The organism is Mesorhizobium waitakense, assembly GCF_056431085.1.
Map to the genome: position 1 here is coordinate 1 of NZ_JBWKME010000088.1, position 15,058 is coordinate 15,058.

General features: G+C 59.0%; 14 protein-coding genes. 9 read left to right on the forward strand and 5 right to left on the reverse strand.

From position 1 onward, the window contains the following. Positions 1-332: 332 nt before the first annotated feature. The 3 genes from AC07FD_RS18425 to AC07FD_RS18435 all read right to left on the reverse strand — a co-directional run bounded on the left by AC07FD_RS18425 (position 333) and on the right by AC07FD_RS18435 (position 2,902). Complete coding sequence (locus tag AC07FD_RS18425; protein WP_478351009.1) at positions 333-1,370, reverse strand: IS110 family RNA-guided transposase; 1,038 nt, start codon at positions 1,368-1,370, stop codon at positions 333-335. Between the two features lie 72 nt (positions 1,371-1,442). Next, a complete protein-coding gene (locus AC07FD_RS18430; protein ID WP_478351010.1) occupies positions 1,443-1,814 on the reverse strand; it encodes a hypothetical protein in 372 nt (123 codons plus the stop codon). Beyond that, a complete protein-coding gene (locus tag AC07FD_RS18435; protein ID WP_478351011.1) occupies positions 1,811-2,902 on the reverse strand; it encodes an IS5 family transposase in 1,092 nt (363 codons plus the stop codon). Before AC07FD_RS18435 ends, AC07FD_RS18430 begins: the two co-directional genes overlap by 4 nt. 169 nt (positions 2,903-3,071) lie before the next feature. Between AC07FD_RS18435 and AC07FD_RS18440 the strand changes: the two genes are divergently transcribed. Continuing rightward, a complete protein-coding gene (locus tag AC07FD_RS18440; RefSeq protein WP_378925689.1) occupies positions 3,072-4,412 on the forward strand; it encodes an IS701 family transposase in 1,341 nt (446 codons plus the stop codon). A gap of 76 nt (positions 4,413-4,488) precedes the next feature. Here AC07FD_RS18440 and AC07FD_RS18445 read toward each other — a convergent pair whose 3' ends face one another. Together AC07FD_RS18445 and AC07FD_RS18450 are read right to left on the reverse strand one after the other, a co-directional pair. Beyond that, complete coding sequence (locus AC07FD_RS18445) at positions 4,489-5,166, reverse strand: hypothetical protein (RefSeq protein WP_478351012.1); 678 nt, start codon at positions 5,164-5,166, stop codon at positions 4,489-4,491. 103 nt (positions 5,167-5,269) lie between these two features. After that, positions 5,270-5,569: a hypothetical protein gene (locus AC07FD_RS18450; RefSeq protein ID WP_478351013.1), complete on the reverse strand. Its 300-nt coding sequence runs from the start codon at positions 5,567-5,569 to the stop codon at positions 5,270-5,272. Positions 5,570-5,757: 188 nt separating this feature from the next. Here AC07FD_RS18450 and AC07FD_RS18455 point away from each other — a divergent pair, with 188 nt between their 5' ends. The 8 genes from AC07FD_RS18455 (at position 5,758) to AC07FD_RS18490 (ending at position 14,661) form a co-directional block, all read left to right on the forward strand. Next, a complete protein-coding gene (locus AC07FD_RS18455; RefSeq protein WP_478351014.1) occupies positions 5,758-6,207 on the forward strand; it encodes a MobA/MobL family protein in 450 nt (149 codons plus the stop codon). Further along, positions 6,173-7,231, forward strand: a complete 1,059-nt coding sequence (locus AC07FD_RS18460) for an LPD7 domain-containing protein (protein ID WP_478351015.1) — start codon at positions 6,173-6,175, stop codon at positions 7,229-7,231. Before AC07FD_RS18455 ends, AC07FD_RS18460 begins: the two co-directional genes overlap by 35 nt. A gap of 49 nt (positions 7,232-7,280) precedes the next feature. Next, complete coding sequence (locus AC07FD_RS18465; RefSeq protein WP_478351016.1) at positions 7,281-8,618, forward strand: hypothetical protein; 1,338 nt, start codon at positions 7,281-7,283, stop codon at positions 8,616-8,618. Further along, a complete protein-coding gene (locus AC07FD_RS18470) occupies positions 8,615-10,594 on the forward strand; it encodes a DEAD/DEAH box helicase (protein ID WP_478351017.1) in 1,980 nt (659 codons plus the stop codon). Before AC07FD_RS18465 ends, AC07FD_RS18470 begins: the two co-directional genes overlap by 4 nt. Positions 10,595-10,625: 31 nt before the next feature. Continuing rightward, on the forward strand, positions 10,626-11,564 hold the full coding sequence (locus AC07FD_RS18475) for a protein NO VEIN domain-containing protein (protein ID WP_478351018.1): 939 nt from the start codon (positions 10,626-10,628) through the stop codon (positions 11,562-11,564). 63 nt (positions 11,565-11,627) lie between these two features. Further along, positions 11,628-13,259 (forward strand): DNA cytosine methyltransferase, encoded by a 1,632-nt coding sequence (locus AC07FD_RS18480; RefSeq protein ID WP_478351019.1) that lies wholly within the window; start codon positions 11,628-11,630, stop codon positions 13,257-13,259. A gap of 10 nt (positions 13,260-13,269) precedes the next feature. Beyond that, positions 13,270-13,785 carry a very short patch repair endonuclease gene (locus tag AC07FD_RS18485; protein WP_478351020.1) on the forward strand — a complete coding sequence of 172 codons (516 nt, stop codon included), beginning with the start codon at positions 13,270-13,272 and terminating at the stop codon, positions 13,783-13,785. Between the two features lie 162 nt (positions 13,786-13,947). Continuing rightward, positions 13,948-14,661, forward strand: a complete 714-nt coding sequence (locus AC07FD_RS18490; RefSeq protein WP_478351021.1) for a hypothetical protein — start codon at positions 13,948-13,950, stop codon at positions 14,659-14,661. Positions 14,662-15,058 lie beyond the last annotated feature (397 nt).

The window sequence follows — 15,058 nt, forward strand, 5'->3', positions numbered from 1 at the left end:
CCCAAACTTCAGCCGGTTCAACCCGTCATAACCTCTGTGCAGAGGTACTAGCAGGCTTCTCTGATTGGGGTCGTTGAGGTCAAGTTACTCCTGCGTCTTTTTTTTGATCGTGTCGCCCCGCGGGTCACTCGCTTCTCTTCGCGGTCGACGTAAGGCCGCCGCATGATGGGGTCAGTAGAGCGAGGCGTCTCAATCTGTTGAACGACCTTGGGAGAGTTCGCCCAGGATCGTGCCTGCTAACGAGATCGCCTTGCCCGTCGTCCCCACGGGAACGATCCGGATCACGCCCTTTCGGACGAAAGCTTGGTTTCTTCTTCGTTATTCGTCGCGATTTACGCCGCCAATGCGGTAGGCTCCTTGCCGAAGCGGAATTCTGTCGCATCGCTCCACATGCGATGCAGGATGACGGCGAGCTTGCGGGCCACCGCCACCCGCGCCCTGGCCATACCGCGCCGCTTGGCGACGTTCATGCCCCACGCGCGCAGGCTCGACCACTTTTTACTGCGCACAAGCAGTGTGTGGGCCGCTTCGTAGAGGGCAGTACGGGCAAGCTCGTCGCCGCAGCGGCTGACTTTGCCCGGGATATCGGTCTCACCGGACTGGTAGCGCGCCGGGGTCAGGCCCAGATGCGCGCCGACATTCCTCGAACGGCTGAACCGCTCCGGCCGGTCGATCGTGGCCCGGAAGGCGAGCGCGGTGATGGGTCCGACGCCGGGAACGCTCATCAGCCGCCGACAGACCTCTTCCTGGCGAACGAGACCGAGAACCTGCTTCGTCAGGCGGGCGAACGCTCCTAGCATTGTGGCGAGGATCGTCAGCAGTGGCTCGACCAGCGGCATGACAACCGGATCTGTACCGGCCAACTCGCGCACACGACCGGCGAAGACGGTTCGCGACGGCGTGCCCAGCTTGATGCCTGCCTCCCGCAGGATCGCCCGGACCACGTTCTCGATGGCGCGCATTTCGTTCAGCACCGTGCGGCGGGCGACGAGGAGGGAACGCCAGAGACGGCACTGCCTGCTCTTCACATGCACCTGTCGATACCAGCCGGTGCGCATGATCTGCGCCAGCGCGCGGGCGTCATTCCGATCCGTCTTGTTCGGCATCGTCTTCATCGCGGCATTGGCCTGCCGGGTCTCGATGCAGATGGCCGGCAGGCCATCGGCGCATATCCCGTCGTGAAGCCAGGCCGTCAGCGAACACGCTTCCAACCCGATCCGCTCCAGCGGCAGATCGACTTTCCGCAGCGCTTCGCTCAACGCCTGCGGCTCGCTCGCCGCACGCGCCTCCTTCACGATCCGCCCGGCCTCGTCGACCACGCAACTCGCGGTCTCTTCCAAAGACACGTCCAGTCCGGCAAAATACTTCATGGCTGCTCCCTCCTGATGTTTGTGGCGATCTACATCGACCACGTTCTCACATCCCGACAGGAGCAGCCGCCCTCAATCTGGCTCGGGCGAGACCCCAATCACCCCATCTGTTGAAGAAGTGTCGCGCTTGGCTTTGAGGATGGCCTCATCGCCATTGTGATAGGCGAATGCGATCTCGATGGAGCCGTCGTCGAGCAGTTCGGCGGAGCCATCACCTGTGGCTTCGTCCATTTCGTCGAAGCCGGTCCATGAGAAGAAGACCATAGAGGGGCCGTAGCTCAGATCTAGGCCGGCTTGCAGCGCGCCAAAAGCGATGTCGCCGTTATTATCGGCCCCGATGGTGATCGTGGCGGGTCCGCCGAGGTCGAGATAGCCGCGATCCCACAGATCGGCCTCTACGATGCGCCAACGGCCGATCAACTGGCAGCCTGCGGGCGCGGTCATGTCGACACCGCCAGCAGCTTCGGTAACCGCACCAGATTATAGGCGGCAGCAGCGAAGGTGAAGGCCCATCCGACGCGGTCACGGCCGCGGAACTTCGTCTTGTCTTGCCCGGCGACCGTCTTGATCCAGCCGAACGCCTCTTCGATGCGCTTGCGGATGCGCTGGCTGACGGCATAGCCGCCGTGTCGCGTCGTGCGCCCGTCGATCGCGGAACTGCGACCGCTGGTGTTCTGGGCCACATGCGGCGTTACCCGCATCGAGCGCAACTCGTTGACGAAGTCCTCCGCGTCATAGGCTTTGTCGGCGCCTAGCGTGATCGTTTGCGGCCGGTCGGCACGGGGCTCGATCATGTGCAATGCCGCTACCCGCTCGGCATGTCCGTCGGCCTGGGTCAGGCAAGCATCGACCAGCAAGCCATGGCGGTTCTCCATCAGCCCGTGCCCCATGAAGCTGAGCTTGGCCTCCTTGCCTTTCCCCTTGCGGAACAGCCTGGCATCCGGATCAGTGGTAGAGGCATGCGTCTCGTTCGAGCGCTTCTGGCCATGAAAGTCCGCCTCCTCATTGCGCCCGCCACCACCCGATGGCGGCTCATCCGAGCCGTCTTTCGGCTTGAAGCTCTTCATCGATGCCCACGCTGCGATCAGCGTGCCGTCGACCGAGAAGTGGTCCGTGGACAAAAGTTTCTTCACCTTGGGCTGCGCCAGCACCGCGCCCAGGAACTTCGCGGCGATGTCGCCCTCCAGCAGCCGGTCGCGATTCTTCGAGAACACCGAATGATCCCAGGCCGCATCGTCGACGCCGATGCCGACGAACCAGCGGAACAAGAGAGCGTATTCCAGCCGCTCCATCAGGAGCCGTTCCGAACGGATCGAATAGAACGCTTGCAACAACATTGCCCGCAGAAGCTTCTCCGGCGGGATCGATGGTCGCCCGATCGGCGAATACAACGCCGCGAAGTCCCGCTCCAGCGCCGCCAGCGCCTCGTTCACAATCCGCCTGATCGTGCGCAGCGGATGATCACGCCGCACCCGCGCCTCGAGATCGACATAGCTGAATAACTCGCCAGTTCGATTGTCGCCGCCGCGCACGATTCATCCTCCGCATCCTCGCGAAATGAGTGAATCACGGACCTAGCCCAACCGCGAGCCCCTTTTTCAACAGCCTGCTAGTCTTACTGAGTCACGAAAGCGCGCGGAGGGGGATTCGTAGGCGACCTGGTTGTGATAGGTTGGCGATTCACAGCGATGGATGGGCGCCATGGTCAGCGAGGACGGTTGCGAAGCAGCCGCGTTTGATGGGTATTTGGAAGCACTGGTCGAGGTCATAGGCCATGCCGATCGGGCAGAGCCGCTGCGGGATTATTGTACGGGTTTGATGATGCCGGTGGCGCGCAAAAGCGTGGAGCCCCTGGCCGCCGTTACGGCGCCATCACGTGTTTCGGCCAAGCATCAATCGCTTTTGCATTTCGTGGGACAAGCGCCTTGGTCGGATGACGCACTGCTGGCGCGCGTTCGTGATTGGGCCTTGCCGCGCATGATCGAGCGTGGCGGTGCGATCACCGCCTGGATTGTCGACGACACTGGCTTTCCAAAGAAGGGGAAGCATTCCGTCGGTGTCGCACGCCAATATTGCGGCCAGCTCGGCAAGCAGGACAATTGCCAGGTTGCCGTCAGTCTTTCGATTGCGAATGAGGGGGCCAGCTTACCGGTTGCCTGGCAGCTTTATCTACCTGAGATCTGGGCAAATGATCCAGAGCGCCGGAAGAAGGCGAAGATCCCGGACGAGATCCTATTTCAAACCAAGCCACAGATCGCGCTTGAACAAGTACGTGCGGCGCTAGAGACGCAGATGCCGGCGGGCGTGATCCTTGCCGACGCCGGTTACGGCGCAGACGGCGGGTTCCGCCGAGGATTGACCGAGCTGGGCCTCAGCTATGTCGTGGGTGTCCAGCCGACGCTCAGTGTTTGGCGCCCAGGCGAAGGACCGCTACCGCCCAAGACCTGGAGCGGAAAGGGTCGGCCGCCGTCGCTGATGCAACGAAGCGCGGATCATCAACCTCTTTCAGCCAAGGCGCTTGCGGAAAGTCTGCCGATAGACGCGTGGCAGACCGTCATATGGCGGGAGGGCAGCAATACCGATCTTGCGTCGCGCTTTACCGCTGTTCGTCTTCGTGTCGCGTCCAGAGACTATAATCTCGGACATCCGCACGCCGAAGAATGGTTGCTTGTCGAATGGCCCGAAGGTGACAAAGAGCCGCTCAAATACTGGCTTTCGACCCTGCCGGAAACGACCGCGCTGCGTGATCTTGTTGCCACGACCAAGCTAAGGTGGCGGATTGAACGGGATTATCGCGAGCTCAAGCAGGAACTGGGCCTTGGCCACTACGAGGGTCGAGGTTGGCGCGGATTCCATCATCACGCCAGTCTTTGCATCGCGGCTTACGGGTTTCTCCTCTCCGAACGGGAGACGATTCCCCCCTCAGCAATCGCCCGTTCCAAAAGCAGCGAAAAACCTCCTATTCCCCGCGGTTCACGATCCAGCGAGCCCGCCCATTCGCCCCGAACGGCACACCTCAAATTCGATCGCGACGCTGCATAGAAAACTGACCGTCGCACTCGCCCGCAGATTGATGCGATGTCCCTGCTGCGCTCAGTCGAAGCCGAAATATCCAAATTTATGACGCAGTAAGACTAGCTAGGTGGCTTCGGCGGCTTGATATCCGGCCCGTCATCGTCTGTGTCGGGAATAGGCGCCGGCTTGAGGCCATCATCCAGTTCAGGCGAGAGCAGCTCTTCGCCGCGCCGCGCCCATTCCGGCACCAGCCGAAGAATTTTCCGGTGGCGTGGCGAATTCGGTATCTCCGCGCCGGGGACATGGCCGGCGAGCCAGGCGGAGCTGCCGAGATTTCCTTTTCGAGATCATCCCAACTCGCGTTGGCCTCTATTTCCCTGAGATAGATCGCCAGCGGAAGGGAAAGGCGATCCACGATCTTCCATTTGGCCCGAACCAGCTCGTTGTCCAGCCGGCCGCGATTGCGGATGAGGAAGGCGACAAGCTGGGCGGCGTCCTTGGCGAGAAACTGCGCCGGCGGCAGATATTGCGGTTCCGGCGCGCTCGTGTCGGTGGCATCGACGAACATATCTTCGCTCAGTGTTGCTTCCGGCTCCGGTAAAGGCACGGCGGTGTCCTTGGCACCATCAGTGGTAGGTAGCCGTCCGACTGCCCATGAGAGTGCCAGCGGCGGACGCCGTTCGAAGATCAGCCCGACAAGGATGGCTGCCGAAATCAGGGGCCACAACGGTTTCGAGATACGACGCTTCCTTGCGTAACGCGCGGCGCGATTTCGAGCCACGTCACGGCATCCCACGCGCCGCTGATCGGCGGCCTTTGTCATCGCAAAAGCAGTCCTGAGAACGGGATCGCGGGGATCCGGATGGCGAGCGTCGGGGACGGGCTTACTGGCGTCCATGTTCGGCCTCCGGCGTTTCCAGGGCGAACGGTGTGTCGCGCAGAATCGAGCGGTCCTCGGGTCGGCTCAGATAATGATCGAGCCAGCGACGCAGCCCCGCGACCATCTGTTCGCCCTTGCCGGACTCGGCGAGCGCGACGACTGCTGCGCCGAGCGTGTACTTGACCTGGTTGCGTGTTCTGCGGTTCGTTTGGTCGAGCGACCGGCGCAGTCGTGCCGTCCGCGCCCGCGCGTTACGTTCGCGCAGACGTGCCAATTCGAGTTTCTGAGTGATCGTGTCGGCCATATCTCCCCTCCGGTTTTCGTACCTTCGAAAAGAATGTTTTGGCCGGATTTGCGCCGGCGCAAGGTCAAGCACATGATTACGGCATGAAGGAAGAAATCGGAAACGACAGGCTCGCCTATACATTGCTGCGCAACGTCAGCTCGAAAAAGGAATTCCGCGGACTCCGATCCCGCCGCAGGGGGTGACCCATGGCCGATTTCTTCCGTGTTCAGCTTGGAGTCGTATCGCGCGCCGAAGGCCATTCCGCCGCGAAACGATCAGCCTATCAGTCATGCGGCAAGATGGTGGACCATGAGGGACAAAGCTTCGATTTCAGACGCAAGGCTCCCGAGCACGTCCGGACGATCATGCTGACGCCGCAGGGCGCGCCGGAATGGGCACGCGCGCCAGAGGCGTTATGGCGGCGCGCTGCCGCAGCCGAGAAGCGGGTGGACGCCCAGGAAGCCCGTATTTTGGATTTCTCCATGCCGCGTGGCGTGCCGGCAGAGTTATGGGAGTCTTGTGTCAGGTATGTCTACCAGCCCTTCATCGAGATGGGTATGGTTTTCCAGATGGACATCCACGACAGCCCCGCCAGCGATGGCGGGCGCAACATCAACGTCCATGGCCTCGGAACCCTCAGAGAAATCAAAAGGTGACGGTTTCGCCAGTCGGAAGAACCGAGGCTGGAATGACCGCTTCCGCGAGCGGAACGGAAGGGTCGTTCGCGAACTCTTTGCCTCGCGCCTGACTAGCTTCTGCCGGGAACACGGTATCGACTATAACGGAAATGCACGACCGAACTCGGAACGGAATTTCCCCGATCCGGAGCCCAACCTTCCGAAATGGAATTTCGAGGCTTTCGTGCGCACCCGCGAGATGCCGGAAGCACTGGCGGCCCTTCAGGACCATCGGGCAAGGCGCCGTGGATGGGAAGCAGCGCGGGCCGAGGAGATCGAAGCCGCGCTCGACCTGGCAAGATTGGAAGCACACATTCGGGAGCGGCAGCAACGCCGCCTTTGTCCTGCGAGGGCCGCAGGCTCCCAACTAGGCAGGCGGGACCGCCGCGCAGCCATCTTGCGCGCCTGGCACGATGGCGGCTGGATCGACGCCGAGGCGGTGGCTGAAATCGCATCGACGCGGTTCGACGCCGAGGGGGCCTATCTCTGGATCAACTTGAAAGACGGCAGCACGCTCATCGACCGGGGCGACTCCATAGCGCTGCGCGGCCGGATTACATGGTCGGCCGCCGTGGAGACGGCGGCCGCTGCCGACCGGCACGGCTGGTCGGAAGTGAATGTCTATGGCGATTTGGCATACAAGGACGCCGTCAGTGTGGCTGCCATGCTTCGCGGCGTGACGGTTCTGAATCACGAGCTATCACCTAAGGCGCGGGCAGAACTTGATCGGCTGCTTGCCGAGCGCGCCGAAGAATCGGAAGCAGATAGGAAGCCGCAGCCGTGGCGCGAATCTGCCGTTCGTTACGAAGGCCACTTTCGTAAGAAATCGAGCCGTGAGATCCACCAGCAGCTTACGAAACGGACTTTCGTGGAAAAAGCGCCTCCGCTTGCTGGTCCAGATGCTGAAGATTCGGGCTTGGTCCTGAAACCGCGTTTCCGCAAATCCCGCCTAGGGGGGAAATATTTGCAGGGCTCGGTCGACCCGGGCCGAGTTGTTGATTAGAAAAGGCCAGATGCTTTTGGGGGTATGTCCGTCATTAGGACGTGCCATAATGGAAAAAGGAATCGGGGGGTCAAATATGTTGCCTGCACAGGTTCGTGCCGAGAGGTTGCGTGCGCTTAGAGCCGACAAATCGAAGGCAGTTGGCACGGAAAAGGTATTTTATAAGGGGAAGCCCGAGCGATTCGACGTTTTCCAGATCGATCTCGACCTGTTGATCTACAACCGCCACAACGGCCGGATCGAGAGCGAGATGTTGACTTGGCAGTTTGAGCACGACATCGGACACACCGATTACAACGCCGAGATTCACAAACTAATCGACAAGTTCCTTTGGGAAACGAACGTCGAACGCAATAAACATACCCTCAAGGATCTCAAGGAGAAACAGCAACAGCGTCCTGGTATCGTGAGCCTTGATGGCGTCATTATCGACGGTAACCGTCGCGCGATGCTGCTCCGCCGTATTGGTTCGAATCAACATTTCGAAGCGGTAATCCTCCCTGACGAATATTATGAGAATGAGAAGGAGATCGTTCGCCTTGAGACTGAATACCAGATCGGGGAAGACTCCAAACTCGATTACGGCCCCCTCGAAAAGTACCTGAAGGTCAAGCGGCTTATTGATGGTCTGGGTTACGGGAAGACTGACGTCTGCCAGATGATGGGAATCGGTAGCGGTGAACTCGAACGTCGCCGAGCCACAATGACACTCATGGATGAGTATCTCGCATACATCGACTGCGCCGGCCTGTACAATATGCTGAAGGAGAGGGACAACAGCACGAAGGAAGGCATGTTCGTCGACCTGTATGCCGATTTGAAGCGGTTGCAGGAGGGCGGTGCTGGTATCGCTTGGGCCACTGACAGCATCGACGCGCTAGAACTCAAGACTACGCAGTTCGACCTTGTCCGTTATGGTACCGAACTCTTCGACTCGGGCAAGGATTACCGGAAGGTTTCCCATGATGGCCGGGGCGAGAAGAGCTTCTTTGCTAACGAGGAAATCTGGAAGGCGTTCCGGACTGAGCATGAAAAGAACATCGATCCGATCACTAATGCAGTTGGCACGCTTGACGAGTTTGTCGCCCGACACCCCGAATTCACATCTCGCAAGGAGGCCGCCGAGGCGCGCGACGACGAGTGGAAAACCAAGGCGAAGGGCTTGCTCTTGGGTAACTTCAACCGATCGAGCTATAAGCTGGAGGCGGAGAATGATGCGAACAAGCCGCGAGAGCTGCTGGAACGAGCCCTCGCCGCTCTCACTAGGGTCGACTACAGGACTGGCACATTTACGAAGGACGTGACGAACGAGACGCTGGTCAAGGAGATCAGCAGCCTTGCATGGGACATGAAAAAGCGGTTTGACCGTCCAACGAAGACAGCATGATGGCCGGCGAGGTCCGCATCGAGTTTGATCCTACGTCTCAGGCCATTCTTTTGCGAGGTGACTCGCATTCCATATTGCGTCACCCACTTTTCGGCACCTATCTCCGCTCGGCGGGCGCTCACGTCCTCCAGGATGCCATCTCGCTGCCGACCGATGAGCGGGCGTTGCACGCGCGCTATCAGGAACTCACAAAGCTCATCGGCCGCTCCGGCTTCACCCTTATCGAGGGTGGCGACGGCGGCACGCTTGCGAAGGTAAGACGGGAGGAGGACGACTTCAAAACGTTTGCAGCTGCGGCTGCGGCAATATGGCGGAGCGAGGTCGACACAGACAATTTCGCTTCATTCGTCGCGCGGGTGAACGTCGCGTGCCCGGCGCGGACTTTCTACCGCAAGCAGTTGCTTGCGGCCTTCCATCTGGCATTCGCGCAAAACGCCTGCAACTTCTCGGTGCCTGGCGCTGGAAAGACGTCAATCGTTTACGCTGCATATGCGTACCTGGCTGGACTTCCTTCAGAAGACCCCCGGAACGTCGACCACCTTCTTATCGTGGGCCCCCTATCTGCCTTCAAGGCATGGGAGGACGAATTCAAAGAAATCTTCGGACGAGCCGCGCGCTCCAAAAGGATCGCTGGGTTCGTCTCACCAAGTGACCGCAGCGCGTACTTGAGAGGTGTGAGCTATACCGGGCGCGCAATCGAGCTCACACTCACGACCTATGCAAGCTTGGCTGCGAATCTCGAAGAATTCAAAACTTTCCTGGGGTCGCCACTCCATCGGACCATGGTGGTGCTCGATGAGGCCCACAACATCAAGCGGCAAGATGGATACTGGTCAAACGCGGCCATGGAGCTTGCTCCACTCGCTCGGTCGCGCGTTGTCCTCACGGGAACACCCGCGCCGAATGGATACGAGGATCTCGCAAACCTGTTCCGTTTTATATACCCGAAGCGCAATGTCATTGGTTTCTCCAGTGCGGCACTCAAGGCCATGTCTGGGGGCGCGATGCCGGCAGGTATCGATCGCCTGAAAGACCGGATCAGGCCCTTCTATACCCGTATCCGAAAGAGCGATCTTGGCCTTTCCCCAGCCAGTGAGAGTCGCCCGCTTGTAGAGTTGTCTCCCAAACACCGCAGGATTTACGACGGAATCGAACGCACGGTACTGCCCCAATTGAGATCGGCCATCCAAGGTGGGCGTTCGAGCTTGGTCCGCGCTCGTCTGATGCGGCTCCGGCAGGCTGCCGTCAATCCCGCCCTTTTGCTCAGGCCACTTGAAGAAGAGGGTCTTCTCGATCCGGACGGCGTCGCGTCCTTCTCAGTCGCAGAACTAGAGATCGCCGACCTCGTCAGCACCTTCGACCCGCACAGCGAGCTCAATCGACTTTCAGTCGCGACCGACCTTGTGAGAAAGATCATATCAGAACAGGGTAAGGTCGTCATATGGTCCTATTTTATTGGCAACCTAGCGCTACTCAAGCAGGCGCTTGAGGGCGCTGCCGACTTCGTGGAAGTGGTAACAGGATCGACCCCTGTTGCTGACGATACCTCAGAGATCGAAGAGGAACTTGCGCTTCCCACACGTGAATCATTGATCAATCGTTTTCACGCTGCCGGGGAGACCTCCATCTTGATCGCGAACCCGCAAGCCGTCGGTGAATCCATCTCGCTACATAAGGCCTGTCGTTCCGCCATCTATTTCGATCGCGACTTCAATGCGGGCAAGTTCATTCAGTCCAAGGATCGCATCCACCGCTACAATCCTGTCCCACTCGGAGACGTGAGCTACCATCTGCTGATGGCAGAGGGCACCTTGGATACTGCTATCAACCGAAGGCTGATCCAGAAGGAACAGCGACTCTCCGACTTGGTGGACGCGGAGGAAATCCCTCTCTTCACGCTTGAAGACGAGGAAACTGAGCAGGGGGCGGACGTTAGGGCGATCCTGGAGGACTATGAGCGGCGCAAGACGATCTGACGGGCTGCTGCCTCGGAGCGCCGTGCTTGGCATGGTCGATATGGTCAGCGAAGGAATTGGCGACCGGAATCATCTCATTTCCGCTATTCAGGCTGCACACAGCGCGACCAGGAACCGGGGCAGCAATACGATCGACATGCTTATCGAAATAGGTGTCCTTCTAGTCGCCGCAGACGGGGCGTTGACCGTCGCTCCTGACATGAAGTGCGCAGCCGACAGTTTCGTTGCTGTGCGGGACGCCCTCCTGAGAAGCTACCTTGGTCTGCTCACCGATTTCACGACCGGGAGTTTGTTCCAGATCGACAGCCGTGACCAAACACTGATGGTGAACCCTGTACAGCTACCCGGACGGGATCGCTGCTATCCTTACGCCCTGCTGGAGTTCGAGATATTGTGTCGCGGCGCATCAGGTGAGCCGTTCTGGTCCATACAGAAAGATGTGGTCCCGGCCTTCATGCAATTCCTGTTGGCAGCCAATGGGAGGCCGCCGCGGCGAGCATTCCCTCTTGCGGCACTCAAGGCGATGAAGAGTGCGCAAGAGCAGGCTGGCCGGAGAGCAGAGGAATGGACAGTCAGCTTCGAGCGCCGCCGATTGAATGGACACCCTTTCGTGCGGATGGTGAGGAGTGTATCAGATGACGACGCTGGGGCCGGCTTCGACATCATGTCGTTTGAAAATCCACAAACCCTTTTGCACGATCGCTTCATTGAGGTGAAGAGTTACGAAGACGAATACAGCTTCTTCTGGTCGGAGGGCGAAATGGAGACCGCCAGGCGGCTTGGGATGAGTTATTGGCTATATCTTGTTGACCGACGCGCTATAGGATTTGGGGATTACACCCCCGAGATGATCCCCGATCCGATCAACTTCTTTGTCGAACGCGATCCGATCGGTTGGCTCGTCAACACTCAAGGAATGAAATTCACCCGCATGCCTGGCCATCGAAGCGACGGACGTGCCACTCCGTAGTGTGGATCTTGTTCTGGTCCGGGGATCTGCTAGGGTGGGAATAACGGTGATCAGGAGTTTGTCTTGCGGGCGATCGACCTCTATTCGGGAATCGGTGGATGGAGCGCGGGCCTTCGGTGCGCTGGGGTTGATGTCGTGGAGGCCTATGAGATATGGCCGGCCGCCGTTGCTACTTACAATGCGAACCTCGGCACCGACCACGTGGCATCGGACGTACGGCGCTTGGATTTTGGTCTTTTGTCTAACGACATCGACCTTGTGGTGGGAAGCCCGCCATGCACTGAATTTTCCTATTCAAACCGAGGCGGTGGCGGGAACCTTTTGGAAGGCCTGAAGGATGTCGTACGGTTCCTTGAGGTCGTGGAACATGTCCAACCGCGCTATTGGCTTATGGAGAATGTCCCTCGCACTGCCTCCGTCATTGAACAGGGGCTCAAGACAAGGGGCCACCCCCTCTATCGGTTTCGCTCGCTTCAACCGCAAATCAAGGTGCTTAATTTCGCGGAATTTGGCCTACCCCAATCCCGCTCGCGTTGCCTAGTTGGCATATTTCCGTTCGATACCCTCGAATCCTATAGGTCAAACGCCGTAAATCGGGATTTGGGCGGCGTAATCCGCTGCTTGTCCGAAGGCAGGGTCGCGCGTGACCCCATATGGGGATTTGAGCTAGACCGTTCGCTTCTGACTGAGATGGAGCCGGAAGCCGAGTTGAACTTGGAACAGCTCCGCATGAACCGGGAGGCTAAGCGGTTTCATCCCGTCTACAATGACATGACGTTCCCGGATTCTTTGGACCAGCCCTCACGTACCGTGACGGCGACGTGCACCCGCGTGTCGCGTGAAAGTATTGTCGTTTCTAATGGACGCCAAGGCTCGGTGCGTCGCCTCACTGTTCGTGAGCGAGCGTCGCTGCAAGGCTTCCCTATAACCTACCAATTTTATGGGAAGAGCCATTCCCAGAAGGTGAAGATGGTAGGCAATGCTGTCCCGCCCTTCCTATCCTACCTTATAGGTGCCGCCGCACAGCATCGAGAGATGGTCGAAGCGAGCGAGCTACCCCTCGCAGCTGCACGATTGCCTATCCCCTCCTTGCCGCCGCCCGTCACGCCGCCGCATGCGGTGGGCGTTTCCTACCCAGTCAAGAGACAGTTCAGGGCCGCATTGCCTAGCCTGCGCTTCAAAAGCGGCATGCGTTTCCAACTGTCGAATAACTGTGACGGGGATGACGTTCGATGGTCAATCGAATTTTTCTTTGGTCCTTCGAAGGACATCAAGACCGTCGTTCTTGATGGTGCTCTCCTAGAGCGGCTGATGCGACAGCCGGCGCTAGCGACGGCGCTCGCTCGAACTTCTGGCCAGCTTGACCAGGTTCGGCGGTTCACCACAAGCCGGAGCCCAGCCAATCTCCAGGAGGCTTGGAGGCAGAGCGTGTCGGGAGCCGGCCCGTATCAATTGGTGGATGCCCTTGGACAAGCTGCCGTTGCTCTGAGCTGCGAGATATCCGATGTGCCGACCGATCTGGTAGTCAAGTTGGTTTTGGCTTGCTGTGCGAGCAGCGAAGGCATCCTAAGATCGAAGGACAAGCTCGCGCTCAATGCGGTCGCAGTCATGGCGGGTTTTCTGCTAGGTAGCTGGTTCAACGAGATCACTTGGGGCAGTGAAATGCCGATACAATTGAAGCGGAAGATAGCATAGTCGCATAGCGATGAGGCCACCCAACAACCAACCTTGGCCAGATGTTCCCGACGCGCGCCGAAAGCAGATGGCGGCGATCCGAGGGCGCGATACCAAACCAGAATTGCTCGTCCGGCGACTCCTGCATGCCTTGGGCTATCGGTATAGGCTTCACTCAACAGGTCTTCCGGGAAGACCCGACTTGGTCTTCCGCGCACGCCGCAAGGCCATCTTTATCCATGGATGTTTCTGGCATGGGCACGAGCATTGCTCGGCGGGCCGGTCTCCGAAGACCCGGAGTGAATTTTGGGGCGCCAAACTCTCCGCCAATAAGCGGCGGGACAGTCGAGTGCTGCGCGAGATCGAAGAACTCGGTTGGACAGTACAGGTGCTGTGGGAATGCGAATTGAGGGACCCCGGCCTAATGCATCGGCTAACAAGCTTTCTGGGAGCACCAAAAGTCCGCCAAGTCCCGAAGTTACGTCACATTCACGCCGCAGCAGAAGCTGAAATCGTCCGCACAACCCCCCATGAGAAACATTCGTAATTTGCATGTCTGGTAACATCTAACAAAGATACGAAAAGGGCTTCCGTATCGAAGTCGCAATAGTTGTATCAGTCAGTTTCGATTTCTTTCCAAGCCAATGGCAGTGGTTGACCCCAGGGTGACACAGCGAACCCTGAGATCGCGCCAAGTGGGGATGTCCGCATGAAGCAGGTGAGAGATTCCTCGGACGACCGCTACAAAGGCACGTGCGTTCATTGTGGTGCCGCGCTAGCAACGAAGCCAGCGAACGATGACCACGTTCCGTCAAAGGCCCTCCTCGATCACCCCCTTCCCGCCAACGTTCACGTCGTTAAGACCTGCGTACAGTGCAACAATGGGTTCTCTTCCGATGAGGAGTATTTCGCAGCTTTTTTGGGAGCAGCCATGTCGGGCACGACTGATCCTCATTACCAAGTGTTTGAAACTGCGCGCAAAGTACTGGCCGGGAACGCCAAGCTCCGGCGCGAGATTGAGGCGACGAGGAGAGAAAGGGCCGATGCGGACGGCAACCCAGGGCTGGTTTGGCTTCCTGAGTTTCATAGAATCCGACGGGTTGTTCTGAAGAATGCGCGCGGACATGCCTTCCACGAACTTGGTCAACCCATGCTAGAAGAGCCTGACGACATCCTGATTGTACCCTTAGAGGTGATTGCCGAAGAGCGCCTTGCCGATTTCCTGACCGTCGATCTGGGCTCAGGGTGGCCCGAAGTCGGAAGCCGGCTGCTACAGCGGGTGTATGAGGGAATTGACATGGTGGATGGCTGGATCGTCGTCCAGCCGGGGGTCTATGTCTTCGCCGTCATTGAGACGGACGGTGTGACCGTGCGCAGCATCATCCGCGAATACCTTCTAACGGAAGTGTCTTGGCGGTGGTGATCTGGGCAGGCTCGGCTCACGTGCACTTGTATGGCGATACAAGCCCCCCAGGGGCATTCGCCTCATGAAAGCCTGGCACCAGTGACGTCTAGAAAACTTCAACGGCTTTATTTCACTGCCCTCGACGAGATCGTGAGCGCCAGCTGCCGCCCCACGTCGCTGCCACAACGAGCCCTTTCCTTCACTGAGCAGTCATAAAATCTATTGGAGAATTACGAAACGAATTGTCGTAACAGTCCCTGCGCCACCAAGTAGGACGGGGACGCGGCCTCTCCGAGAGCGAGATCGAAGTATCGAAAATCCCCAAGCTCGAATTCAATCTAGCACTACTTTGGCAGTTTAGGTTTGAGGGCGTGTGCGAGCAGCTTCTGACAGTGAGGACATCTGCGGGGTGGCG